The sequence below is a fragment of the Streptomyces rectiviolaceus genome, assembly GCF_039533825.1.
Classification (GTDB): domain Bacteria; phylum Actinomycetota; class Actinomycetes; order Streptomycetales; family Streptomycetaceae; genus Streptomyces; species Streptomyces rectiviolaceus.
This window is the reverse complement of sequence record NZ_BAAAUG010000069.1, coordinates 1-24,509: the sequence shown is the minus strand read 5'-3', so window position 1 is coordinate 24,509 and position 24,509 is coordinate 1. Positions and strand designations below refer to the sequence as shown.

At 67.3% G+C, this 24,509-nt stretch carries 25 protein-coding genes and 1 pseudogene; 10 read left to right on the top strand and 16 right to left on the bottom strand.

The annotated features are described in order from the left end of the window. The first annotated feature begins 202 nt into the window (after positions 1 to 202). On the top strand, positions 203 to 1,603 hold the full coding sequence (locus ABD378_RS19705; protein WP_344522233.1) for an MFS transporter: 1,401 nt from the start codon (positions 203 to 205) through the stop codon (positions 1,601 to 1,603). Positions 1,604 to 2,767: 1,164 nt separating this feature from the next. Here the strand turns inward: ABD378_RS19705 and ABD378_RS19700 are convergent. Beyond that, complete coding sequence (locus ABD378_RS19700; RefSeq protein ID WP_344522232.1) at positions 2,768 to 2,992, bottom strand: hypothetical protein; 225 nt, start codon at positions 2,990 to 2,992, stop codon at positions 2,768 to 2,770. A gap of 212 nt (positions 2,993 to 3,204) precedes the next feature. After that, positions 3,205 to 3,516, bottom strand: a complete 312-nt coding sequence (locus tag ABD378_RS19695; RefSeq protein WP_344522231.1) for a cupin domain-containing protein — start codon at positions 3,514 to 3,516, stop codon at positions 3,205 to 3,207. Between the two features lie 811 nt (positions 3,517 to 4,327). On the opposite strand from ABD378_RS19695, the gene ABD378_RS19690 reads away from it, so the two are divergent. After that, positions 4,328 to 4,654, top strand: a complete 327-nt coding sequence (locus ABD378_RS19690) for a DUF4097 family beta strand repeat-containing protein (RefSeq protein WP_344522230.1) — start codon at positions 4,328 to 4,330, stop codon at positions 4,652 to 4,654. 218 nt (positions 4,655 to 4,872) lie between these two features. Here ABD378_RS19690 and ABD378_RS19685 read toward each other — a convergent pair whose 3' ends face one another. Then, entirely contained in the window at positions 4,873 to 6,072 is a 1,200-nt protein-coding gene (locus ABD378_RS19685) for a PucR family transcriptional regulator (RefSeq protein ID WP_344522229.1), read from the bottom strand. A 107-nt stretch (positions 6,073 to 6,179) separates the two neighbouring features. On the opposite strand from ABD378_RS19685, the gene lysA reads away from it, so the two are divergent. The 3 genes from lysA (at position 6,180) to ABD378_RS19670 (ending at position 10,280) form a co-directional block, all read left to right on the top strand. Beyond that, a complete protein-coding gene (lysA, locus tag ABD378_RS19680; RefSeq protein ID WP_344522228.1) occupies positions 6,180 to 7,433 on the top strand; it encodes a diaminopimelate decarboxylase in 1,254 nt (417 codons plus the stop codon). 39 nt (positions 7,434 to 7,472) lie between these two features. Further along, positions 7,473 to 8,912, top strand: coding sequence for an amino acid permease (locus ABD378_RS19675; protein WP_344522227.1), 1,440 nt, complete (start codon positions 7,473 to 7,475; stop codon positions 8,910 to 8,912). Positions 8,913 to 9,011: 99 nt separating this feature from the next. Further along, complete coding sequence (locus ABD378_RS19670) at positions 9,012 to 10,280, top strand: serine hydrolase domain-containing protein (protein ID WP_344522226.1); 1,269 nt, start codon at positions 9,012 to 9,014, stop codon at positions 10,278 to 10,280. 655 nt (positions 10,281 to 10,935) lie between these two features. On the opposite strand, the gene menC is transcribed toward ABD378_RS19670, so the two are convergent. Then, complete coding sequence (gene menC / locus ABD378_RS19665; protein ID WP_344522225.1) at positions 10,936 to 12,003, bottom strand: o-succinylbenzoate synthase; 1,068 nt, start codon at positions 12,001 to 12,003, stop codon at positions 10,936 to 10,938. Positions 12,004 to 12,221: 218 nt separating this feature from the next. Between menC and ABD378_RS19660 the strand changes: the two genes are divergently transcribed. Then, positions 12,222 to 13,343, top strand: a complete 1,122-nt coding sequence (locus ABD378_RS19660) for a serine hydrolase domain-containing protein (protein WP_344522427.1) — start codon at positions 12,222 to 12,224, stop codon at positions 13,341 to 13,343. A gap of 85 nt (positions 13,344 to 13,428) precedes the next feature. On the opposite strand, the pseudogene ABD378_RS19655 reads toward ABD378_RS19660, so the two are convergent. Further along, positions 13,429 to 13,730 (bottom strand): annotated as a pseudogene (locus ABD378_RS19655) (IS4 family transposase); the annotation flags it as partial. Between the two features lie 1,314 nt (positions 13,731 to 15,044). Between ABD378_RS19655 and ABD378_RS44190 the strand changes: the two are divergent. Beyond that, positions 15,045 to 15,197: a DUF6207 family protein gene (locus ABD378_RS44190; protein WP_386546488.1), complete on the top strand. Its 153-nt coding sequence runs from the start codon at positions 15,045 to 15,047 to the stop codon at positions 15,195 to 15,197. Between the two features lie 103 nt (positions 15,198 to 15,300). Here ABD378_RS44190 and ABD378_RS19650 read toward each other — a convergent pair whose 3' ends face one another. The 8 genes from ABD378_RS19650 to ABD378_RS19615 form a co-directional block, all read right to left on the bottom strand. Then, the gene (locus tag ABD378_RS19650) at positions 15,301 to 15,672 is read right to left on the bottom strand and encodes a hypothetical protein (RefSeq protein ID WP_344522224.1); all 372 of its coding nucleotides are present in this window, start codon (positions 15,670 to 15,672) and stop codon (positions 15,301 to 15,303) included. 261 nt (positions 15,673 to 15,933) lie between these two features. Further along, complete coding sequence (locus ABD378_RS19645; protein ID WP_344522223.1) at positions 15,934 to 16,065, bottom strand: hypothetical protein; 132 nt, start codon at positions 16,063 to 16,065, stop codon at positions 15,934 to 15,936. A 392-nt stretch (positions 16,066 to 16,457) separates the two neighbouring features. Next, positions 16,458 to 16,784, bottom strand: coding sequence for a hypothetical protein (locus ABD378_RS19640; protein WP_344522222.1), 327 nt, complete (start codon positions 16,782 to 16,784; stop codon positions 16,458 to 16,460). Next, positions 16,781 to 17,125, bottom strand: coding sequence for a hypothetical protein (locus tag ABD378_RS19635; RefSeq protein WP_344522221.1), 345 nt, complete (start codon positions 17,123 to 17,125; stop codon positions 16,781 to 16,783). Before ABD378_RS19635 ends, ABD378_RS19640 begins: the two co-directional genes overlap by 4 nt. Positions 17,126 to 17,168: 43 nt before the next feature. Beyond that, a complete protein-coding gene (locus ABD378_RS19630; protein ID WP_344522220.1) occupies positions 17,169 to 17,390 on the bottom strand; it encodes a hypothetical protein in 222 nt (73 codons plus the stop codon). A gap of 188 nt (positions 17,391 to 17,578) precedes the next feature. Next, positions 17,579 to 18,529, bottom strand: a complete 951-nt coding sequence (locus tag ABD378_RS19625) for an RNA-binding protein (protein ID WP_344522219.1) — start codon at positions 18,527 to 18,529, stop codon at positions 17,579 to 17,581. A 1-nt stretch (position 18,530) separates the two neighbouring features. Then, positions 18,531 to 19,013, bottom strand: coding sequence for a hypothetical protein (locus tag ABD378_RS19620; RefSeq protein ID WP_344522218.1), 483 nt, complete (start codon positions 19,011 to 19,013; stop codon positions 18,531 to 18,533). A 39-nt stretch (positions 19,014 to 19,052) separates the two neighbouring features. Next, entirely contained in the window at positions 19,053 to 19,556 is a 504-nt protein-coding gene (locus ABD378_RS19615; RefSeq protein ID WP_344522217.1) for a hypothetical protein, read from the bottom strand. Positions 19,557 to 19,803: 247 nt separating this feature from the next. On the opposite strand from ABD378_RS19615, the gene ABD378_RS19610 reads away from it, so the two are divergent. Continuing rightward, positions 19,804 to 20,508 carry a hypothetical protein gene (locus ABD378_RS19610; protein ID WP_344522216.1) on the top strand — a complete coding sequence of 235 codons (705 nt, stop codon included), beginning with the start codon at positions 19,804 to 19,806 and terminating at the stop codon, positions 20,506 to 20,508. Positions 20,509 to 20,567: 59 nt separating this feature from the next. On the opposite strand, the gene ABD378_RS19605 is transcribed toward ABD378_RS19610, so the two are convergent. Both ABD378_RS19605 and ABD378_RS19600 read right to left on the bottom strand, forming a co-directional pair. Then, positions 20,568 to 20,915 carry a hypothetical protein gene (locus tag ABD378_RS19605; RefSeq protein ID WP_344522215.1) on the bottom strand — a complete coding sequence of 116 codons (348 nt, stop codon included), beginning with the start codon at positions 20,913 to 20,915 and terminating at the stop codon, positions 20,568 to 20,570. A 135-nt stretch (positions 20,916 to 21,050) separates the two neighbouring features. Then, the gene (locus ABD378_RS19600; protein WP_344522214.1) at positions 21,051 to 21,230 is read right to left on the bottom strand and encodes a hypothetical protein; all 180 of its coding nucleotides are present in this window, start codon (positions 21,228 to 21,230) and stop codon (positions 21,051 to 21,053) included. Positions 21,231 to 21,705: 475 nt separating this feature from the next. Between ABD378_RS19600 and ABD378_RS19595 the strand changes: the two genes are divergently transcribed. Continuing rightward, complete coding sequence (locus ABD378_RS19595) at positions 21,706 to 22,176, top strand: hypothetical protein (RefSeq protein ID WP_344522213.1); 471 nt, start codon at positions 21,706 to 21,708, stop codon at positions 22,174 to 22,176. Positions 22,177 to 22,713: 537 nt separating this feature from the next. Here ABD378_RS19595 and ABD378_RS19590 read toward each other — a convergent pair. After that, positions 22,714 to 23,817 carry an IS701 family transposase gene (locus ABD378_RS19590; RefSeq protein ID WP_425583857.1) on the bottom strand — a complete coding sequence of 368 codons (1,104 nt, stop codon included), beginning with the start codon at positions 23,815 to 23,817 and terminating at the stop codon, positions 22,714 to 22,716. A 192-nt stretch (positions 23,818 to 24,009) separates the two neighbouring features. Here ABD378_RS19590 and ABD378_RS19585 point away from each other — a divergent pair, with 192 nt between their 5' ends. Then, entirely contained in the window at positions 24,010 to 24,273 is a 264-nt protein-coding gene (locus tag ABD378_RS19585) for a hypothetical protein (RefSeq protein WP_344522212.1), read from the top strand. Positions 24,274 to 24,509: the final 236 nt, after the last annotated feature.

Here is a 24,509-nt window from a genome sequence, read left to right as displayed (position 1 = left end):
CCCCCGTAGTTTTTCTGTCTTCCCCGGGTGCAGCTCTGCTGTCTGTCCCGGGTTTCGTGTTTTCCGGCCCCGGTGCGGCTGTCGGCAGGGCTCCCCGATTCCTTAGGATCAGGAGTTTCCCGTCGTGTCTTCCTCCGCGCTCGATAACGAGCCGCTGCGCACCGCCCAGTCCCCAGACCACCCAGCACCTCACCACCCGAAAATGGCCTTGGCGGCCCGGATCGCCCTCTTGGTGCTGCTGACCGCCGAGCTGATGGACATCCTCGACCAGTCGGTCGTGCTGACCGCTCTGCCCGCGATCCAGGAATCGACCGGCGCAGGACCGGCCGCATTGCAGTGGCTGACCACCGGCTATTCCCTGCCCGTCGCCATCGGGCTGATCACCGGCGGGCGCCTCGGCGACCTCTGCGGCCGGCGCAGGCTCCTCCTCATTGGCACCGTCGTGTTCACCACGGCCTCGCTGCTGTGCGGCATCGCCGCCGGGCCGGGCGTGCTGATCGGCGCCCGCGCGCTTCAGGGCGTGGGAGTCGCGCTGATGATCCCGCAGGTCCTGGCCACCCTCCATGTCACCTTCGAGGGGCAGAACCGCAGCAAGGCGTTCGGCCTCTACGGGGCGGTCCTCTCGATCGCCAACGTCCTGGGACCGGTGATGGGCGGCCTGCTCACTGAAGCGGATCTGTTCGGGCTGTCCTGGCGGCCGATCTTCCTGGTCAACGTGCCCGTCGGCCTCGCCGTCATCCTCCTGGGACGCAAGTTCATCCCCGAGTCGACCGAGAAGAAGGCCGACCGGCCCGACCTGACCGGCATGGCGCTGTCCGCACTGGCCATCGTCCTGATCGTCTTCCCGCTCACCGAGGGGCACCTCCACCACTGGCCGATGTGGGTCTTCGCCCTGCTCGCCGCCGGCCTCCTCACGCTCGGCGTCTTCCTGCGCCACCAGCAGCGCAAGCAGAACAACGCCCCGCTCGTGCCCCTGTCCCTCTTTCATGGTCGGCAGTTCCCCGGCGGCACGGCCGCGCAGTTGATGCACGGCCTGTTGTGCGGGCTGTTCTTCATGACCTGGACCCTCTACCTCCAGCACGGACTGGGCATGAGCCCCTTCCACGCCGCCCTGGCCTTCGTACTGCTGTCCATAGGTGAACTGGCCGGGGCGACGATCGCGGCGAAGAGCAACGGACGTTTCGCCCGTCGGCTTCCCCAGACCGGCATCCTCATCACGATCGCGGCGATGGCCGGCTACGGCCTCCAGATCGCAGCAGGCCAGGCGGACCTGACCCTGCTGGGGATGACCGCTCCGGTGGTGCTGATCGGCTTCGGCCTCGGCATGGTCAGCGGCCCGCTCGCCGACATGTCCCTCGCCAGGGTCCCGCACGACAACGCCGGGGCCGCCTCGGGCCTGTTCAACACCGCCATGCACCTGGGCATCGCACTGGGCACCGCGCTGACCGCCCTGGTGTTCTTCGCCACCACCGACGGCTCACCCGACGCAGGGCTCAACCGCGACGCGTTCCTCACCGTGCTGTGGTGGGTCGGCAGCCTGCTCGCCCTGATGTGGGCTCTGATGTTCTGCCTGCCCCGGCAGGCCGACAACGAGGCCGAGTGAGTCACCCCCCAGTCCACCCGCACCATGCGGTCCACGATCGGCACAAGGAGCAGAGGGCCGGAGCCCTTCAGTGGTCGTACTCGGCCAAGACGGAAGACGACGGCGCGCTCGTATTCGCGCAGCATGCGCGGTAAGTCCACTGCCGCCAGCAGGGCGAAGCAGCAGAGCAGGGGTACGAGCCAGACTATGGGGTCCTCCTGGTGTCCGAGCTCCACGTGGTCGCGTACGCGTCGGACTGCGGGCAGGGGGCAGACTTGCCTCGGACGGGGGGAAGTTGGCAGGTGAGGCGCGGAAGTGCCCCGGCAGCCACCAACCGGCGACACCGACGGTGACGGCAAGGGCGCCGGTGAGGGCGAGTTCGGTCGGGCGACGGTGCAGGACGCCGGTGAGAAGCACGAGCGTGCCCGCGAGCACGACGAGGACGAGGCAAATGCCCCGATGGAAGTGCCCGGCTTCCGAGGCCGAACCGGTTCAACCGGCCTTGCGGCTGAGGGCCACGCCCCGGGCCATCCGTCTCACGCCGGTCACCTCTGACTCAGCGGCACACGATCATCATCACGGCCGCCGCCACTGTTCCTGCTGCGACTCCCGTCATCGTGGTCCGCAGGACACCGAACCTGGCCGCTTCCGCGGCTGTCGACTGCGACGCCCCACACCGGGGACACCCCTCGGGATCGTGCTCAGAAGCATCGAGCAAGTACGCGCCGGACAACTCGGCATGAAAGACATCCCGGCCAGCCACCTCAAACCGTTCCATACCAAGAGCAACGACGCCTCGGCACGATAGCAACGTCCGGCGGAATGATCGAAGCCCGGCTGTGAACCCGAGTTGGGGAGACGCTTCGCGATGAGTGTGGGAGTCGCGTTCTGACCGAGTTTGCGATGTCGGCTTATTTTGACGTCAGTTAGGGGCTTGCGGTGGGATTGTGAGGTGTGCTTGTGCCGCTGGATCACTCCCTCCAGGCAGTCGGGGGCGTGGTTCGGCCCGGCCTCCAAGTTGCCCTGAGGGTCGGCCGGGCTGTCGGCGACTTCCGCGGGAGAGGAAGGCGAACCCGGCGCTCTGCATCCGAGCGCCGGGGGCATCACTCCGGCGGGCTCACCCCAGTCGCCTGACCGGGCACCATGTCATGTCGGCATCGGGATCAGGTGCCTCAGAGGCTTCCCTCACGGGGCCTTGGGCTGGAGGGCCAAGGTGCCGTTCAGGGAATCGGCAGCACTGTTCCATTCGGCCTGCATGGCCTCGTCTTTGTTGGCCTCGGCCCCCGCAGCCATTTTTGCGGCGGCGGCACTCAACTCTTCGAGAGGCCCCGGTTCAGCAGAAGCGGGGACAGCGGCAAGGAGAAGAGCGCCGGTAGCCAGACCAGCGGCGGCAAGCATGTTCGTGATCATGGATTGCCTAACGACCGCAGCCCCAGCAGATACGCAACCGATCAACCGACTCATCGAGCAGACTGAAGGCTCCCATGTGTAGTCGTGGCGACGCTCAGATCGACGTCACCGCCGCAACGACCGTTCCAACGGCGCACCCCGTCATCACAGCCTGCACCGGACGATGCCTGCGAGGTTCAGGCATAGGGACTAACCGCGCGGGGTCCGTTCGTTCAGTGGATTTTGTTGACTTCAGGTGCCGTCACTTCAGTTCGATCTCGATGAAGGTCAGCGGGGCAGCCGGTGTTGACGACTTCGTGTTCGCCGCCGGCCGGGCGCGCGTAGGACTGGCCGGCCCGCAGTTGCGAGGTGGTGACGGTGCCGTCGGGAGTGATCACGTCGGTTTGCCCGTCGGTGACGGGTACGACGACGTAGTCGTGCTCATGCACGTGACGGCCGGTGCTCTCCTGGGGCTCGAAGTCCCAGCGGGTGACCCGGACCCGCTCGTCTTCGTTCTGCAAAGCGGCGCGGGCGGTGGTCGTCATGGTCGATCTTCTCCTCATCGTCGGTTTCCGCACCTGTACGCAGGGCGGGTGCGGCTGCATCCCGGGTGGCAGGCTAGCCGCCGCGTGCTGCGGCGACGGCGGTGGTCCATTTCGCCGGGCGAGCAGGTCGGTGGGACCAGGGCGGCATCGGCCGAGGCTCACCTCTGAGGGCCGGGTTTCGTATGTGCGCACAAATCCTGCCGCCGTTGCTCGGGCCGCAGGACGAGCGTGAGTGCCGGTGTGATCCGGATACTGGCGGCGGAGGATGGAGACCCGTTCGTGGCCACCCGGGATCTTGTCGGTAGATTCCTCTGGCGCGAAGTGCGCACGGCGGCCGGCAGAAGCGCGGCAGGAGACGGTATGCGTCGTGCGTCGCTGTGGACGGATTCCGTGTGTGTCTTCGCCGCGCTTGCCACCGGGCCTGATTGTTCGCGGAGGCCGGCGAGTACATGTTCCACAACGAAATGCGAATCATCATGAAGCTGCGGACTCTGACCGCCTACTCCCTGACAACGGCTATCGGTATAGCGCTCCTGACAGGTTGCTCGCCCGACGATCCCGCCAGCTCGAAGGGGTCGGCGAACATGCGGGACAAGAAGTCCTCCAGCGCTACGTACGAAGTGCGCGGCGCCGCTTCACAGCTCAGCGTGGACACCACGGCCGGTGACGTTCGCATCGTGGCGTCGGACCGGTCCAGCCTGAAGGGACCGAGAAGATCACGTACTCGGCTGACAAGCCGAAAACATCCCACACGTCGCGCGGCGGCGAGGTCACACTCAAGGATCACGACTGCCGGTCGGGGAGCTGTTCGGTGAGCTACCGCATCGAGGTCCCCGAGCGCTTGGCCTCTAGGATTTCAAGCGGGGGCGGCGATATCACTGGGTCGGCGCTGGCGGGGAGCACGGCCGCCAAGACGAACGGCGGGGATGTGGATCTTGCGTTCGCCAAGGCGCCGACGGATGTCGATGCCTTCAGCGCCGGCGGCGATGTGGACGTGGATCTGCCAGCCGGGCGGTATGCGGTGCAGGCTCAGGCCAATGGTGGGGATCGCAAGGTCGGCGTGAAGACTGACAAGAGTTCGGTGCACAAGGTCACAGCGCGCAGTAACGGCGGCGACGCGACAGTCGCGCAGCGCTGACGCTCCGCAAAGCGCCGCCGCCCCGGCAGAGACCCGGCATGCCCGGGACGTGCTGGGGCGGTGGTGCAGGCGTGGGGTCGGCCTGCTCGCCTTCCCAGTCGGTCGTGGCGACACAGCTGGTCGGCTGCGGCGGTTAGATGACCGTCGAACAAGAGACGCGCGCTGGCTTCGACGACGAGGTGGTCAGCGAGGCGTGTCACCAGGTCGCCGGGCCTGCGTCATCTGCTCAGGCGTAGTTGAAGCCAACAGGAGAGTCGGTCGTCCGGGTGGTTCAGGTCGAGGCCGAACAGCTCCCGCACGCGCTTGAGCCGGTACTTGAGGGTGTTGGGGTGGCAGCCGAGGAGGTCCGCGGCCTGGCCGATGTTGCCGACGGCGTCCAGCCAGGCCAGCACAGATGCCCCGTAGGAGGTGCGCTGCTCGCGGTCGTGTTCGAGCATCGCTGCGATCGAGGGATGCCGCAGACGGGGTTCGCGGGCCAGTGTGTCGCCGATGTGGGCGAGGAGGACGCGGGCGTGGGCGTCTTCAAGGCTGGCGACGGGCGGAGCGGTCGGATCGGTTGTCGTGACCCGGAGGATGTCGTCCACTTCCGTCCGGAGCTGGGGAAGTTCCCCGGGGTCGACGTCACATCGGCTGATCGCGCTCCGCAGGGGGACGTCGCGGGACCGGGCCAGGGCGGTCACAGCCTGCTCGGCGAGGCGCCGGACGGCAGGTGCGGACAGTTCGGGCAGCAGCACGTACACCGTCCGCCCCAGGGTGGTGACCGCTGCCTCGGTGTGCACTGCGGCGAAGTGCCCCGCGGCCGACACACCGAGCCGGACCACGGGAGGTGACTCACGGCCCGCGACGCGCAGCGGGGCGAGACCGAGGAGGCTGAACTGGGGTTGGTCGGACAGGCCGAGCCGGAACCGTGTCTCGGCTGCGGACCCGTTTCCGTTCAGTGCACCGTGCAGTGCCTCCTGCCGGGCATGCAGGTCGAGTTCCGCGGCGCTGCGGCGGCGCAGCATGTGGAGGGCGGCGAGCCGCGCCCCGTCCAGCAGCGCCCGCTCGCTCGCCGAGGTGAGCCCTTCGGATCCTTCGATGGCCCAGATGGTGCCGAGTGGAAGATCGCCGGCCCGGATCGCAACCGCGGCCCTGGGCAGTTCGTCCGGGGCAAGCGGCGGGAGCCGGCGCACTCCCGTCGTGTTCAGCACCGCACGGTACTGGCTCAGTTGTCTGGGCTCGTCGGGGACTTGGCGGTTGAGGATGCCTTGGCGCCGCAGGTCGTCGATCAGCTGGTCGGGCAGCGTGGAGTAGGCGAGCACCCGGCGGTCCAGGTCCTCGATGGCCACCGACCCGCCGACCACGGCGGCGATGGCGGTGGACAGGGCAAACAGCTCCTCGCTGGTCCCCTCTCCGGTTGACGATTCTGTGCACTCCATGGCGCGAGCTTAGGCGAATTCGCCAATGACTGGGGCTCCTGCTCGCCTCAGCATGGTGCGCACCGCTGGACAGCGGAGAACGAGCCAGTCAGTCCGAAAGGCACCCCGTGAACGATCTGCTCAGCCTCTTCCCGCCCGGAACCCGGATCGCCCCGGGCGGCCAGTTGGTGATCGGCGGCTGCCCGGTCGACGAGCTGGCCGAGCAGTACGGGACACCGGCACTGCTGGTGGACGAGAACGCACTGCGCCAGCGTGCTCGCCGCTACACGGATGGTCTGGCGGCACGCTGGCCGAACTCGCGAGTCACCTTCGCCTCCAAGGCGTTCCCGTGCACCGCCGTGTACCGGCTCCTGACGGAGGAGGGCTTGGGGATGGACGTGGCGAGCGGAGGTGAACTCACCCTCGCCCTGGCGGCCGGGGCCGATCCGGCCGGCTTGGTAGTGCATGGCAACGCCAAGACGGACGAGGAGTTGCGTCTGGCCGTCGACGCCGGAGCCGGGCTGATCGTCATCGACAACTTCGACGACATCGACCGGCTGGAGCGCATCGTGCCCGCCGGCGGTACCCAAGGAGTGCTGGTCCGCGTCACCCCCGGCATCCGGCCCGACACTCACGAGGCGGTCTCCACCGGTGGGGCAGGATCCAAGTTCGGGCTGCTGGTGCCCCAAGCCCGGCAGGCCATCGCCCGGCTGCGGGGCAGCGACCGGCTGCGTCTGGACGGCGTCCATGTGCACATCGGCTCGCAGATCCTGGACACCAAGCCCTTCACGCAGGCCGTGGAGGCCATCGCCGAACTCGGCGAGTTCGCCGTCTACGACCTCGGCGGGGGGCTCGGTGCCCGCTACACCTACGCCGACCGGCCGCCGAGCGTCGAGGACTACCTGGACGCCCTGGTGGACACCGCCCGGGAGCTACTGCCCGCCAAGGCGCGGATTCTGATCGAGCCGGGCCGGTCGATGGTCGCCGAGGCCGGTGTCTCTCTCTACCGGGCCGTCACCGTCAAGCCCGGTGAGCCGACCTTCGTCGCCGTCGACGGCGGCATGGGCGACAACCTGGAGGTCTCGCTGTACGGGCAGCGTTTCGAGGCCACCGTCGCCACCCGCGTCGGCGGCGGCCAGCCGTGCGCGCTGGTCGGACGCCACTGCGAGTCGGGAGACATCCTCAGTGCCGGAGTCCCCCTCCAGGACCCACGGCCCGGAGATCTGATCGCCGTGCCCGCCACCGGCGCTTACACCTACTCGCTCAGCAACAACTACAACGGCGCCCGGCGCCCGCCCGTCGTGTTCTGCCGGGATGGCCGCTCCCGGGCGGTGGTGCGCCGTGAGACCTACGACGACCTGATGCGCCGCGACCTGCCCTGACCTTGCCTTGGCGACCCTGTACCTGAGAGGCACTTCTCTATGCCCGCTGACCTGACCTTTCGTCGACAGCTCCTCAGGCGTAAGCCCCTGGCGTCCTTCGAGGACGACGCCGAGCACGGCGGGCTGCGACGCACGATCGGCCTGTTCCAGCTCACCATGATCGGTGTCGGTGCGACGATCGGCACCGGTATCTTCTTCGTGCTGAACTCCGCTGTTCCCGAAGCCGGGCCGGCCGTCATCGTCTCCTTCGTCATCGGCGCGATCACTGCCGCGCTGACGGCCTTCTGTTATGCCGAACTCGCCTCCGCCGTCCCCGTGTCCGGCTCGTCCTACTCCTACGCCTACGCCACTCTCGGCGAGTTCGCGGCCTACGCGGTCGGCTGCTGTCTGCTGCTGGAGTACGCGGTCTCCGTTTCGGCGATCGCGGTCAGCTGGGGCCAGTACCTCAACGACCTCACCCAGCGGCTGTTCGACTTCCAGATACCCGCCGCGATCGCCGCCCCGCCCGGCGCCGGTGGGTACTTCAACCTGCCCGGCGCCGTCCTGGTGCTGCTCTGCTGCCTCCTGCTGGTCCGCGGCGCGAAGGAATCAGCCGTCGTCAACACCGTGATGGTGCTGGTGAAACTCGCCGTGCTGGTGCTGTTCGTGGCACTCGCAGTGACCGGCTTCCACTCCTCGAACCTGCACCCCTTCGCCCCGATGGGCATGGCAGGCATCGGCGCGGCAGCGTCCACCGTCTTCTTCTCCTTCATCGGCCTCGACGCCGTCTCCACCGCGGGCGAGGAGGTCAAGAACCCGCGCCGCACCCTGCCGCTGGCGATCATCTGCTCGCTGGTGGTGGTCACTACGGTGTACGTGCTCGTCGCGCTGGTCGGCGTCGGCGCGCAGCCCTGGACGGCGTTCAGCGGTCAGGAGGCGGGGCTTTCGGCGATCCTGGTCAAGGTCACAGGGGCCAGCTGGCCGGGGGCCCTGCTGTCGGCGGGCGCGGTTCTCTCGATCGTCAGTGTGGTGCTGGTCGTGCTGTACGGACAGACCCGCATCCTGTACACGATGAGCCGGGACGGCATGCTGCCCGCCTTGTTCCACCGCGTGCACCCGCGCTCAGGTACACCGGTGGCCGGCACCGTCGCCGTCGGCACCCTGGTTGCCGTCTTGGCAGCGGCCATCCCGCTGGACGAGCTCGCCGATCTCACCAGCATGGGCACCCTGGTGGCCTTCGTGGTGGTGTCGGTCGGGGTGATGATTCTCCGCCGCACCGCACCCGATCTGCCGCGCGGCTTCAAGGTGCCCGGCTACCCCGTCGTCCCGGTGCTCTCCGTCGTCTTCTGCTGCTACCTGCTCTACAAACTCCCCACCCACACCTACCTGTTGTTCGCCATCTGGATGGCCCTGGCGACGGCCGTATACCTCCTCTACAGCCGTCACCACTCTCGCCTCCAGCCCGCCGGCGACGCCCCCGATCCTGCGCTGCACCCCTGAACGTTCCATCCGCAAGATGAGCCACCCATCCAGCAACAGCCCGGCACAAGCAGGGCGACGCAGAACTCGTACACCCGAGAGTGGAATTGAGGACTGAACATGCTTTGGAGAAATTGGCGCGCCTCGTCAGTCGCAGTAGTCACCGTCGCGGCACTCACCCTCGTCGGCACCGCCGACGGGCAACCGGTGTCGGCTACACGGCCGTCGTCGCACCAGGATGATCAGAGCACGAAGACCCGGCACCTGAGAAAGGCACTCGACGCGGAGCTCACCAAGGCAATCGCCGGCGCGCCCGACCAGGGCGTACAAGCGGTTCTACTCAAGCGCGGCCACCTCGTCTGGTCGTCCAACCGGGGCATGGCCATCAACAACATTCACCCCGCGATGCGGGTGGACGACGACACGCTGTTCAACTACGGCAGCTTCGGAAAGATGCTCCTGGGAGTGTTCGCCCTCCACCAAGTCGAGAAGGGCGAACTGGATCTCGACGCGCCGATCTCGAAGTACGTCGGGGACGACATCGCCGGGTCGCACCAGATCACCCTCCGCATGCTGTTGTCCCATACCACCGGCTACAACAACCTCTACGCAGATCCCAAGATCATCCCGTTGTTCCCGCCCGGCACGGAAGGCGCTCCCAGCGGCACGGGCCCCAACAAGTACCAGCCGAACAAACCGTTCACCTTCTCGGAGTTGAACGTCGGAATCCACAGTCCCAAGAAGCCAGGGGCGCGCTTCCAATACGAGAACACCAACTTCATCATTCTCCTGCAGGTGCTGGTGAAGAAGCTCGGCGGACAGGCAGCGGTCCAGCACGAAATCGCTCGCTTCTTTGCCCGCGCAGGCTCTGTAGCGCCGGAGAACGGTAAACAGATCACGCAGGACCGGTACGCGCGCAACACGCTTTCCCACTTCGCCCACGGCTACCATCCGCTGCAGGACGGCCTCGGCGTGCAGGACTACAACACGGCCTATGGCGCCACCGGCGTGCCAACCGATGCGTTCGGATTCCCGTTCGGCGACGGCTCGTTCGCCGGTACCGCTCTCGGTGCCGCTCAAGTTCTGGACGCTCTCTTTACGCGTGACCAGCTGCTCAAGAAGTCCACGGTGCAAGAGATGGTGAAGCCCACCCCACAGGCACGAGCAGCCGACGCCACGTATGGCCTCGCCACCCGGAACACGGTCGTCGACGGTGTGACGTGGCAGGGGCACACCGGTACGTTCGGCGGATTCACCTCAACCGCCTTCACCGACATTCAGCGCGGGGTCACGCTGGTGGTCCTCACGAACCGCGACCGCCCGTCCCCCACCGTCTCGGACAACATCTGGACCCCGCTGGCCAAGGCATACGCCGCGGCCGCGAAGTGAAGGAAACCCAACATGTCGCTGACAGACCGCGACTCCCCAGTCGGCGCAGCCGGAGGTGCCCGGGCGGTTGCTGGTGGTGGAGGTGACTTCTTGGTACCCGTCGTTGGTGAGGAGGGCGAAGTTGCTGCTGGCGGGGTGAACGGGCCGGACAGCCGCCAATCAGGCGGGTCGGCCAGGTGACGCTGAGCGGCGCCCAGTTCACGTTCCAGTCCAGGGTCGTCGACCATCTACCTCGGCCGGCGTCGAACCTGCTACGTCGTCGCTGAAGCTCTGCGACGAGGCCCGTGGAGTCACAAGGAGGTGCCTGCCCGCCGCTGCGGTGGGTGGTCCGGCAGGGGTGAAAGCGGCAGGCAGGCGGCGCGGGACGGCCGACGCGTTGTAGGCGGAGGCTTCGTCTGCGCGGGTGCGGTGATACCGAAACCGTCACGGTAGTGAGGGCGGTACCGCGGGTGCTGGGTCAATGCCGCGAAGCGGTGGGGTGGTTCCACCATCGGGGATCGGAACCCGTGTTTGTTGGTGTCGCGCTCAGAATGGGTCGAGTGCGATTCGTCTGGGGGTACGAGTGCCGGAAGGCCGACGCGCCGCGAGATGGCGAGGCTCCCCGGGCGCCTGTCCGCTCGGGGAGCTCTACGCGTCTACGTCTCGTCGAGGGGCGTCAGAGTGTGATCCATTCGCTGGAGGTGGTGACCTCGTCGAGGACCTCGGGGAGCGGTTCGGTGCCGAGGCCGGGTCCGGTGGGGACGTCGAGGTGGCCGTCGGTGAGGACGAACGGTTCGGTGATGTCGGTGGCGAAGTAGCGGTGGGAGCCGGAGGTGTCGCCGGGGAGGGTGAAGCCGGGCAGAGCCGCGAGGGCGACGTTGGCGGCGCGGCCGATGCCGGTCTCGAGCATGCCGCCGCACCACACGGGAATGCCGTGGGCGCGGGCGAGGTCGTGGATGCGGCGAGCTTCGAGGTAGCCGCCGACCCGGGCCGGCTTGACGTTGATGATGGAGCAGGCGCCCAGGGAGATGGCCGCCGCGGCGTCGGAGGCGGACTCGATGGACTCGTCCAGGCAGATCGGCGTACGCAGGAGTTTCGCGAGCTGCGCGTGCTGGACCATGTCGTTGTTGGCCAGGGGCTGTTCGATCAGCAGCAGATCGAAGTCGTCGAGTATGGCGAGGTGTTGGGCGTCGACGAGGGTGTAGGCGGCGTTGGCGTCGACCTGGAGGAGCAGGTCGTCACCGAAGCGTTCGCGGACGGCGCGGACCGGCTCGACGTCCCAGCCGGGCTCGATCTTGAGCTTGATCCGGACGTAGCCCTCGGCGATGTAGCCCTCGACGGCTTCGAGGAGTTCGGGGATGGAGTTCATGATGCCGACCGATACGCCGCAGGGGACGCGGTCGCGGGCGGCGCCGAGGTAGGAGCCGAAGGACTCGCCGGAGATGCGGAGTTGGGCGTCGAGGACCGCGCTCTCCAGCGCGGACTTGGCCATGTGGTGGCCGGTGAAGGGTTCCAGGATCCGTCCCACGGCCGCGGCGTCGACGCTGCCCTTGGGCAGGGCGGGGATGAGGAACTTACGCAGGACGTCCTGGGCTCCGTCGACGTACTCGGAGCAGTAGCGGGGCTCGGACATGGCCGCGCACTCGGCCCAGCCCTCGGTTCCGTCGGCGGTGACGACGCGGACCAGCAGCACGTCGCGGCTGGTCTCCACACCGAAGGAGGTGCGGAACGGCGGATCCGACATCACCCAATCAAGTTCAGTAGCCCCGGACCTCGCCATGCACAGACTTGGCAAGGGACAAGGCGGTGGGGGATGGGGACAGCCCCCGTATCAACCCGGGCGTCAGCAGGATGGGCGACTGGTGCGCCGGCCCGGCACGCTGGGGCAGGCACGGCACAGGCAACAGAAGCAGGGAGCAGTCGGTGAAGTTACGTGCGGGGGCCGCAGCACTGTTGGTGGGGATGTGCGCGGTGGCGATATCAGGGACCTCCGCGGTGGGAGAGCGGGCGTCGGCCTCGCCGCCTGCCGGACTCAGGGAGGCCATCAAGCAGACGGTCGCGGACGGATTCCCGGGTGTCGTGGCGTACGCCAGGCACGGAGAGCGGGAGTCGCGGGTGGCGGCCGGGCTCGCGGACACGGCGAGCGGCGAGCGTGCCCGGCCGGACCAGCGGTTCCGGATCGCCAGTAACACCAAGTCATTTGTGTCGACGGTGCTTTTGCAGTTGGAGGGCGAAGGACGGCTCTCGCTCGACGACAGCGTGGAGAAATGGCTGCCCGGCGTGGTCCGGGGCAACGGCAACGTCGGCAGGGCCATCACCGTCCGGCAACTGCTCAACCACACCTCGGGCATCTATGACCCCACCACCGAGGCGGAGTTCTTCGCCCCCTACCTGGAGCGCCACGAATGGGGCCACGTTTACACTCCTCGGGAGGTGATCGCACGCGCTGTCCGGCACAAGCCGCTCTTCGCGCCCGGCGGCGGCTGGTCGTACTCCAATACCAACTACCTGCTCGCAGGTCTGGTGATCGAGGCAGTCACACGTCACAGCGCGCCCTCCGAGATTCATCGGCGGATTCTCGCGCCGCTCGGCCTGAAGGACACCTCCTTCCCGGTGACCGACCCGGCCATTCACGGCCCTCATCTGCACGGTTATGACCTCGCGGGACGCGATGTGACCCGGTTCAGCCCGTCGTACGACTGGACCGCCGGCGCCATGATCTCTACGGTCGATGACCTGGCCCATTTCCACCGGGCCCTGTTCACCGGCAAGCTGCTGCGACCCGCTCAGCAGCGCGAGCTCAAGACCACGGTGCGGTTCCCGGACGCGCCGGCGTACGGACTCGGCGTACAGCGCATGGACGTGCCATGCGGCTCGAAGCCGGACACCAAGCCGATCAGGGCTTGGTCGACCGACGGCGGCGGACCCGGCTTCACCAGCGTGTCCCTCACGACCGCCGACAGTGAGCGCCAGCTGGTCCTCGCCGTCAATGTCTATGACCTCGGCGCGGACCTGAGGGGCGAGCCGCCCGTCCCGCGAAGCAAGGGACTGATGAAGACGCAGATGGCGGCCCTGTGCGACTGAGGCGGCGTCATGTCATCGCGGGTGACGTCGCACCGTGCGCGGGGCAAGACCCGCCAGGAAGCGGGACGCGGCGACCGCCCACTCAGTCATCCTCGGCAGTGGGGCCGAACACGGCGCTGACCAGGGCCCGGGTGCCGTCTCGATCAACGTCATCAACTCCAGCGTCGGATAGCCATGGTGCGAAGTCCTGCCCAGCCAGGCCTGGTTCCGTTCGGAATCGGGGACTCTCAGCGAACTGCAGCCGTCGAACGACACCGTCCCGTGCGGACTGAAGCGAACGCCTGGAGTCGTCGGTCGGGCCAGCAGCCCGGCCAGCACCTCGAACAACGCCCGCACCGGCGCACTGCCGATCCGTCGGCGCAGGCCACGTAACGCTTTCGCAGACGGACAGACCCGGAGCCGCATTTCGTCCCTACCCTCCACGTGGGTGGTCGAGCCCCTCGTATGGTTCAGCCCCCACGGGGGGCCGGGTGAGGCTTCATTTCGTCTGCCATCAGTGGCTCGAACCGATGGGCCGCCCGGCACCCCGAGCGCGGTGCCAGGTCGACGCCGGACGAGGCCCACCGGCGCAGCCGGCCAGCGGGCGGCCACGACGCGCGGCGAGGGGCGAGCTCAGCCACGTGGAGGCCGTCGTCCTCCACGCCTTTGGCGGTAGCGCTCAGTACGAACGGCTCCCGCCGGGTTCCGTGGTCGGAGGCTGGGCGTACGCTCCGCACCTTGGGACGAGCGCCGCCGACGCGCGAGGACCGCAGCGCCTGCGGCAACAAAGACTGGGACGGCCGCTGCGAGCCCAGCGGCGCTCGTCACTACGCCGACCAGCCATTGCCACGCACTGGTGATGCGCGACGACGTGCTCGGATCAGGTTCCGGCACGATGACGCTCACGATCTTGGGTTTTGTCTCAGCCAGCACGCTGTCGCTGTCGCGATAGTAAGAGGTCGCGGTGAGAGCGATTCTGACCTTTCCTGGATGCTTCACGCTCACGTCCCACGACCAGTGCGCACGGTCAGATCTCCTGATCACGGGCTTGCGCTCTGCACCGTGTGGTTCGCACCGGACACCTGGGCCGGAACAGTGCAGCTTCACCCCCAACTGCGCCCCCGCCTTGACCGGCAGGTATCTGTCGTACTGGTCTATGGGGGTGCCTGTCTTCCAAGTGCCGCGGACCTCGGCCGTGAACAGGGCCGGTTCCTCGCCAGGAGCAAGGGGGAGGAGGGACTTCGCGTTTGTATGGGTGAGCTGCCCCGTGAAGAGCTGGTTCTGAGCTTCCACGATGGAGGCTTGGTAGTTCTTCTGCCCTGGGGCCGTTGGCTCCTCACTCATCGGGGCGAAAAGGAGCAGGGTGGCCATCACAAGGACAGCACCTGCTGTCAGTACGCCCCAGCCGATGCACCCTCTGGGGCGAGGCAATTGCTGGATGAGCGACATCATTCGGTGCCATGTCCCCTCGCGCGGCCTGTCGGACTCTTCCTGGTCCACCAAGTCTCCCGCTTTACAACGCCGTTCACCCTCAGAGCTCCCTGCGTGAAGACGGATATGCCCTGAGGGATCGCGCTTGGTCTTCAGAGCTTCCTCAAGGTTGGCCAGGGTGCGTGCGCGACGCGTCGTCGAGACTGCACGGCCCGGTTTCCACCGTGCCCGGACGAGTGAATTCGTGCGCGGGCCCGAACTTCTGGGGCCGTTCCGGGCGTCGGTGCAGGCATGACCTCGCGCTCCGTGTACCTGAACCATCCCGGCCTGGCTCGCATCACCGTGGCGGCCGCGGACGAGCAGACCGCTCTGGCCGTAGCCCACCGGCTCATCGCCGGCCACAACCCTCACCGGCACCTCCGAGCCCTACCGGGTGCCCGGTGAGGACGGCGTCGTCGTGTGCATGTACGGGGACGCAGCGCCGCTGCCCGCAGATCCCGAGACGACCACCGTGACCAGCGCGTGACGGGGTGTCGGGCAGGGCGCGCTAGGCGGCCGTGTTCTCTGGGGCGGCCGGCGGCTCGTGGACGTGCTTGAGCTTGATACGCGCCGCGACCAGGTGTTGCCCCGAGAGGGTCTGCCAGTACGCGTGCTCCACGATCACCGTGGCCAGCTCCAGCTCCAGCTCCAGCTCCAGCTCCAGCTCCCGGACGCGGAGACGGTCCCATTCCTGCTGCTCTGGCGTGTATCCGGGCGAATCCGGCCGCTGCCGCGGCCGCCACAGGTTCGCGTCGTCGTATCCGGGCAGCGGCTGCGCCGACCAGGGGAGGCGTTCTGCGAGGGCCCTGAGTTCGGCCTGCGCCTGCGCCAGTTCCAGCTGCGCCGCAAGGAGGTCGGAAGGAAAGTCGGGATCGGCCACAGCCCCGAATGATGTGGGAGTTCGAATCTGCTGCCACGTGTCCCGTCTCAATTGATCTGGCTCGCAGTCAGTTCAGACCTGCGGCGACCAGTTCACCTGAGACGCGGAGGCCCTCGGGAATCTCAGGTGATGTGGTCCCGAGCGGGTGAACGCCAGCTGCCGTCTCAGTTGATCTGGTCCGCCTCCGCTGTTTCGCAGTTCAACCCTTCGGCAAACCAGAATCACCTGCGATTGTCGGGCGCCAGCGTGTACAGCAACCGTCTACCTGGCAGTGGCGACCGTGTAGACGCCGAGCAAGGCGACTGCTGCAGCGCAGAGAGCCACGACGAGGCGGGCAGTCCCGTTGTCCTTCTCGATAGCCATCTGGATCGTCCGCCAGAACTCGGTTCCCATAGCGCCTCCCTGGCATCGTGCGGGCTTCGACGTCCGATGACCAGTCGGCTCACATGCCGCTGCGTCACGGGGGCGAAAAGCGTCACGCCCCGAAGCTTCACCCCCGAGTGAGCCGCGTCTGGTGGCGCATCGCCGGTCCGGGTGTCCCGTCTCATTAGATCTTGCAGGTGCGAGGCCGTTGACCTGCGGGGTGACAGGATCAACCGCGACTTGCTCGGGGTAGCGACGAGGGATCGCGAAGACGCGCGGGCGGTGCGGTTGACGCGTCTCATGGATCATGGCGACGGTGATGCCACCTGAGCAGGACCTTGTCAGGTTGGCGAGACGTTTGACAGCCGGTTTCGCGATGAAGATGGCAGTTTCCTGGTCGGAAGCCGCAGTAATGGACGTACTCAGGAAGAGGGGCGCCGCTGACGATCCTGAAGCTCACCACGGGCGGTCGACCAAACGTTCTCGAACTCATCGGCCGACAACGACTGCGGGTCGTGCCCTTCCCACTCGGAGATGGGCGGTTCCGCGGTCAGACCGTAGACGCTCTCGTATTCAGCTGACCGACCGTCTCCTCTGGCTTCTTGCCATTCGGCCAGCGAGGCAGCGGTCAGAGCCTTGCTTCCGGGCCCCAGTAACTCGACTTGCCGGATCACATAGCCATCGGCGTCCACCTCGAAGTAGAACCAGACGTCTTCCTCGTCCCAGAAGCAGCGAACCCAGGTCGTCACGGGTTCACCGCGTCGAAGGGCTCGTCGTGCCAGCGCCAGCCGGCGGTGCCGTCGTCGTGGATGTGCAGCATGAACTCAACAACGGGATTTCCGTCGGGAAACGTCAGGGTGAGCGCACTGCGGATTCGGAAGTAGCACTCGTCGATCTGCTCCCAGTCCTCTTCGTCGACAGCCTGCTCCTGCTCGCTGAAGAGGGGACGAAACTCGTCAAAACCGGGAAGCGCCTCGACGTCGGCGTGCATCCAGGGCCAATCGGCGCCGGTGACCGCCAGCCGGGCAATCTCCCGGTCGCCGTGGTGGAGCCGCCAGATACTGCCGGTGGTCAGGTTGGGGTTGGTCATGTCTCCCATGATGACGATCGACACTGACAGGCGGGCAGTGAGATCACCGCCCCTTCCCGATCGTGGCGATGACCATTTCGTGCATCGGAAGCTGAAGGGGTGCGATGTTGAGTCGCTGTGTCGCTTCGGCCGGCAGTCGGGGATGGTCTCGCCAGTATGCCAAGGCCAACAGGCCGCTGAGAACGACGGCTTCGGGGTAGGTGACCAGCTCGATCCGGGCGTCGGAGGGGCGGTGGGGATCACCGAACGTGTCCTCGCCCAGCACGTCGAGCCGACGGTTTCACCTCCGCCCAAGCGGCTCACCACTGCTCTCGCTGGTGAACCATCTGGTCAGGTGATCGCGGGCGGCGATGTAGGCCAGCGCGGTGGAGGGATGGGGACCTCGGCGGACGATCCGGTGGTGCCGGAGACTGGCTCGCAGGATCTCGGGGCTCGCCCGGCGCGCGAACCGGGTCACCACCGGGCGCGCAGTACGCCGTCGCTGTCCGGGAGGGCAGCACAGAGCAGCGGGTGGTGTTCAGCGAGGGACAGGGGCAGGGCGCAGGCGGCGCGGGCATCGGCCACGTGGGCGCTGAGCTCCTGGTAGTCCATGTCGTCGACGATCGCGTGGCTGATCGTCCCGTCCTGCGCCTCCCAGATGAAGTCGATGGATTCCTCCTGGGGCAATGCGGCGAGGACGGCGCCGACGTCCGGGGTCAGGTCGGGCCAGACGGTCAGCAAGGCGCGCGGGCCGAGACCGGCGCGCACTGTGTCGAGGTTCTCCGGCGTGATTCGGTGCCAGCGTGCGGCGTTGCGAACGTAGCTTTCCTCGAGGAGCAACGCATGCCGCGAGGCCAGCGCGGTGTGCACGCGTGTCCAGAAGTGCTCGTCGGCTGGCTCCGTCACTTCCGCTTCGTCGAACTCGGCTGCGTAGGGCGAGGCCGTAAGAGGTTCCGGGAAGAGGCCGAGTTCCCGCGTCCGGGCCACGGCGTTCGCGCAGGGCCGGTCGCTGCCCACGTACACATACTGGTCCCATCCGACATGCACGGTGAACAAATCCCCCACCTCCAGTCGGCACCAAGCGCCTTGGTCGCGGAGCATCGCACGGACCAGTTCCAGGGCGACCGGAAGGGAGACCTCGGCCCCGTCGTGGTAGCCGGTGAGGTCGGGCGGGAAGAGCCCGCCGAGGCCGTGCCCCGCAACTGAGGGTTCCCCGCCGAAGTGGACGAAGCCCGTGACCGCGGGGTCGCGGATCTCCAGCCGGTCGATGCCCGAGCCCTCCGCAAAGGCGGACACCGCCGCAAGGTACGCCGCTTCGACAGGCCCGTGGTCGCTGATCGTGTCCTCGGCGCCGATGTAGTGACCGTGCTCGTCGCGGTCGGCGGGGTCGTACTTGGTGATCCGATGGACGAGGGCCGGCGGCACGCTACTCCTCGGACGGGGCGGAAGGAGTGCCCAGCGTAGATCCCGGTCCCGGTTCCGTGGCCGGGGGGAGGCGGTCCCCGCATCGACGCGTTCGAGGCTCGACGGTCACCTCATCAGGAGCGGTGAGCTTCGTCGAGGAAGGCGCCTCGGTCGCGGCGGCGATTTCTACGATGTGTTGAAGTGCGTCCTGGTAGGCGTCCGCGTTGCCCGGCATCTTCTGCCAGGCGCGGATGGTGACGGTTGCGGACTGAAGGGCGCCGAGGGTGATGCCGAGGTAGCGGGCAGCCGCGGCGCGGGATCCACCGCGGGTCATCTGGACGAGGCGGATCGCAGCGTCTCGGCGCAGTTGTAAGCCCGCCAGATGTACGCGCTCGGCCTCGTGCGCGGTCTTCCGCTGCTGCCAGGTCACGGCTCCCGTGGAGACCGCCGCACCCACCACGGCACCGGCGAGACCCATGAGGCCCGCCAACGTCTCTGCCTGCACTGTCGTCAACCTCCCCGGGGGTACCTGCTCTGACCGGTGTCATGACGGGGTGTCGGCACTCGCTCCCGTGATCTCCGGCGGGTGATGCTCCCCCAGGAACTCCCGGAGATCGCGGGCCCGCTGCATGTCCTCCTCGTCCAGCCCGCTGTGCTCGGCATCGCGCTCCAAGGACTCCAGCTCCCGGTGGGCCTCCTGGCGTCGATAGTGCTCGATATCCCGGGCGATGACCTCGGTCATGTCGCGCTTCTCCGGGACGTCCGAGCCCCGGACGAAGAGGCCGAGGAACTTCAGCGCCTCGGAGAGGAGGAGGCTGGTTGCCACCTTGTACTCAGGCCAGGCGGGGAGACCTTCCCAGCGCTTGATCATGCGGAGCAGCATCAGGACCCTGTCGCGCGTCTCCTTGTACTTGTCCGGCAGCAGCATGATGGTGCTGTTGGCCGTGGTGGTCAGGGTCTCGCGCTCCCGGTTCCAGGCCGCCCGGCTCTCCTCGCTGCCGGTGCCCTGAAAGGTCTGCGCCTCCAGGTGCACTTTGAGCTGGGTCAAGGTGTCGAATCCGCGCTGGGCGTTCGCTTGGGCCTGCGCGAGTGCAGCCGCTATGTTGCTGCTCCGTGCCTGAAGCCACGACCCGAGGATGGTGAACGCGCCACCGGCCAGGGCACCCAGTAGTGCCGCGCCGAACCCGCGGCAGAGATTGGGGAGTGGAACGGCGAACACACCCCAGGCCCTCCGCTCTCCGTCGACCAGCGGGTGTGCATGCAGTGGCCTTCTTGTCCGCTTGTAGGTTGGCGGGATGAGCGAGCAACAGCATTTAGAAGTGGAAGCGGCCGGGCTGAAGTGGATTGGCGAGCACAGTTTTGAGGACGCGAAGAGCGGCGTGCCCGGGATGCGCGGCAGCATTTCCCTGACAGCCGTTCGTGGCGTCGAGGCGGAAGAGTTCTTGGTCCGTCTGGGAGCGGACTTGGAGCAGCTTCAGTGCCAGGACCTCTACAAGGACCGCGATGAGTTGGCGATGCCCTCGGGTCTGGACATGACGCAGATCAGCCGTGCGATGTATGGCACCTGCGGGGACTGGTTGTACGTGCTGGAGGACGGGTTCGCCGCTACCTGGTTCTTTGGCTACCGGGGGGTGCCCGCCATGGCGCCCCTGGTGGGTGAGGAAGTCATCTGTCTCACGTTGAATCACCACGATGCCCCAGCTCTGCTCCTTCACGCGCCGGGGGATGGCCAGACCCGGCAGGCGGAGTTCGGCGAGGCCGCCGAGTGGTCGCCGGCACTGGACGCTGCACTACGCGCGGCGCACGCGGTGTTCCCCTCCCCGTATGACGGCTCCGGTACTACTGCGGAAGAGGCACAGCAGTACGTCGAAGAGCACCGCGCAGAGCTCTCCCCGGCCGTGTTCACAGCTGTGGGACAGTACTGCGGCCTCACGATCGACTGCGCCACGGTCGAGGCTGGAATGCTCCCGCTGGCCATGATCTCCTTGCCGGCGATCTGACCCAAGACCGGTGGGGACGCCCCCTTCGGGGCGCCCCCACGGCTGTCACATGGTGGCCGCTACTTCGCGACCATGGTGCAGATCACCGCCTTCACGGACACGTCGGTGCCCGCGCAGGTCCCGGTCATGCGGGTGTCGAGCCAGTAGGCATCCTTGTCCATGATCCGCATGCCCTTCATGAACGAGCTGAAGTTCGCGCCCATGGACTCCTGGTTGTGGATACCGGAGATGGACGAGCGCCCGCACACCTCAGAGAACGTCGGCACCTTGCCGTTGTCGACGTTGTACAGGTGCACCTTCGTGCCGTGCTTCTTGGCGAAGGACTGCACACAGGCATCCCCGTTCGGGGTCCCTGTGGTGCTGCCCGACGGGATCGCTTCGTTCAGGCCGCCCTCGCTCTTCTTCATGCCGCCGCTGTTGTAGGAGGAGGCGAAGGCGAACTCGTCACAGTTCAGCTTGTCCGCCGCATCGTCCAGCGCGCTGGCGTCACCGTTTGCCGCAGCCCACCCCGTGGGGCAGATGCGACCCCGGTTCGTGGAGTTCTACGCACTGTCACCCATGTAGTACAGGGGCTTGCCCTTCGCACCAGCATGGTTGGGCAGGGTGGTCCGAATGTCGTTGATTGCCTTCGCGCGGTCCGGAACGCGGGCGCCGGCAGTGTCCCAAGCCAGGAGATGGTGCGGCGCCACGACGACGATCAGCGCGACGAGCAACACGCTCACGAGGGCCGCACCGACGCCAAGCACCCACGCCCGGCCGGGCTTTCGCACCCAGAGCCCCGCACCGCAGGCGGCGACACGTCCCGCACGAGATGTCCGGGCAACGCTGCGGGCCTTCTCCTTCTACACGCCATCCCAGATGGCTGCGTCCCCGCGCCCGAACCCAAACGCGGGGCGCGCACACCGCGCCGCCGACCTCAGCTTCGTTCGCAAGGCAGGCCGGTGGGCTGAGAGTGAAGTCACCAACCACCGCACCGGGTATGGCCCAGACGTCACCTCCTGGCCGACCGTCGCTCGCGCCCTGGAAGATCTGGGGCTCGGTCGGCTGGCGGCGGCAGCCGAATCCGGACGTTGTCACGGCTGCGCAACAGCACCGCACGCCTCACGGGCCACCCCCGATTCCCGGCTAGCGTTCCCGTCGCCAGCGCTTAAGACCCGGCGGCCGTCCAACGGCCGCGGGCCATTGGAAGGGAACCTCATGAGGCTCAAGCAACTCGGGCGGATCGGTACGGCTGGTGGGCTCACCGTCGCAGCGGTGGGCGCATCGATCGTCTTCACACCGTCCATGGCGTCCGCGGACAGCACCTGGGAGTGCTACGGCAAGCAGGTCAAGCGCTGTGCGACCGTATGGTGGGACGACGAGGCCGACACATACCGGGCACGGGCGAAGATCACCGACACCGCCGGCGGTGGCAACTACACGGTCAAGGTAAACGACGTGAAGCTCCTGCGCTTCAACGGCACCAGGACGCTCACGGTGAAGTCCGCCAAGGACAACGACGGCTGGCACAGCACCCAAGACCTGGCAAGCACCTCGTCGGTCAACCCGTGCAGGTGGCCGACCAACAGTTTCCAGGTACAGGCCAAGTTCACCTGGAAGAAGCAGGGCGGGACCGCGAGCACCAAGACCTGGCGCCCCGACATGGGCTGGGGCCACGCCTGCAACTGACCGTGTCCGCTCCGGTTCCCAGCCCGAAGCGAACCATCGCGCTCTCGCTCCGGCCAGGGGCACCTGCCCGCCACCCCTGGCCGGCCCCCGTACGCACGCATTGAAGACACGGTTATCACCTCCTGATCCCTCGCGCTGCGATGTCCCCACCGGTCGCGCTCAGCGGGGAGAGCCAACGACATGCTGCGCGTCCATTTCAGCCACGCCGACCCGGCCCGAATTTGGATCGCCGCCGTACCCGACACGCTCTGGGACATCGCGTCGAGCCAGCACCGACTCATGTCACGGAAAGGGCGCCGGGCCACAGCCACGCTGCGCGAACTGGCCATCGGCGCACTCCCCTCACCGGCTACGACACCATCGCTACCGGCCTGCGCAAGCACAGCCGCTACGCCACCCGCCCCTGACAACCCTCGACATCACCTGATCCGACAGATCCTCTGAGTGCCGCAGCCCCGGGCTGACACGATCCAGCCAAACGAGTCGTGCCTCCTGATGCAGGACATCGACTAATACTCCAGTTGTAGTTCGTGATCTTCATCGTTGATGAGCGGCCTGCCGTTGATAGTGGCAGGCTCGGGATCGGGCTTGATGGCGTCGGCGCCAGTCAGACCAGCTGAGGCGATGTCCGCCTGGACGTACGGCTGTTGCGGCAAGTGCGGTGAACAGGTGCTTGATCTCGTTGCAGGTCAGCGGGATCAGCCCGTGGGGGGTCGGGCGGTGGGCGCGTTCGTGGGCGGTTGATGCCGCTAGGAAGGCGTGGGCGAGCATCGCGAGGGTGACCCAGCGGTGCCAGGACGTCCAGCGCCTGACCTGATGTTCATCCAGCCCGGCCAGGCTCTTGGTGGCCTGGAATATCTCCTCGATGGTCCACCTGCGTCCGGCCACCCGCACCAGCTTGGTCAACGGCACCGTGGCGGCCGAGTAGCAGCGGTAGAAGGCGAGTTCGCCGTTGCTGCGGTTGAGCAGATGGCGGTGGCCGGGACGGTCGACGAGGATGTCGGCCAGGGCCCAGTCGTAGTGTCGGCTTCCCTTGGCGCCGGCGCCTGCCGAGAGCCTCTGCCAGGCCCGTTTCGGCAGTGTCTTGGCCAGGGCATCGGCCCGGACCTTCCCTGCCCGGGTGGGAATCTGGTGATCGCGGGCGACCGCGAGGACGTAGCCGACCTGGCGGTCTTCCAGGGTGTCCCGCAGCTGCGGGTTGCCTCCGTAGACTTCGTCTGCGGCCACCCAGGGCTCATGAACTCCGGCGTCCAGGGTGCGGTTGATCATGCGGAGGGCGAGTGCGGGCTTGGTGGCGAAGCCGGCTTCCTCGGGGATTCCGGCGGACCGGCAGCGGTCTTCGTCCGTGGTCCATGAGCGCGGCACATACAGTTCCCGGTCGATCGCCGCGTGTCCGCGCGGACTGGAATAGGCGACGTAGACGGCTACTTGGCTGTTCTCGATGCGCCCGGCCGTGCCGGTGTACTGGCGCTGCACGCCCACGGTGGCGGTGCCCTTCTTCAGATCGCCCGTCTCATCGACCACCAACACCACGTCCTCGTCGTCGAGTTGCTCGATGACGAAGTTGCGGAGGTCGTCACGGACCGCGTCGGCGTCCCACTTCGCCCGTGACAACAAGTGCTGCAGGCCATAAGAGCCCATCTTTGAACTGGTGAGCCGAGTGGTTGGCGGTGCCTGACCACGACCGAGGCCGCTATCGAAAGCGCCCATTAGGGTGCATCCGTCGCCCATCAGACATTCCCTATCTCACAGGAGGGCAGGGCTGCCCGAGACCGGCGACAGCGTCGGCCGTACCGCGCCCCGGGCTTCAAGCCCCGCACACCAGGAGGCACTATGACCGACGACTTGAGCGACATCCTCGGGACGGCCACCGATCCACTCGAAACACTGATGGGGTTGCTCAGCCCTGACAACCAGGCATGGCTGAAGAGCCAGACGCCGGAAAGGCAGAAGCAGATCGCTGAGGGTTTCGATACAAATAGCGGGTTCTTCGGAACCACTGGGAACGCTGGGAAATCGGTGGAGTCGTCACTCGATCCGGGATCGCTGAGCAAGAGCGCCAACCGGTACGTCGGCAACCTTAAGGGTAGGCAGTAGCAGCCCAAGAGGCAGAGCGCGGAGGGCACATCCCGCGCCGGTTATCCAGCCGCCAACCCACGCACCCCGATGAGTTCACCCGGCCCAGACAGCTGCTGACGGCCGTGGCGCCGCGGCGTTGGGCTGGACAGCGGGCCGGACGAGACGCCGGGTCATGAGCGTGATCGCGGCAAGGGTGAGCATCGCTTCGGAGTGCTCGGGACGGGTCTCGTAATCGCGGACATTCCGGCGCGCGT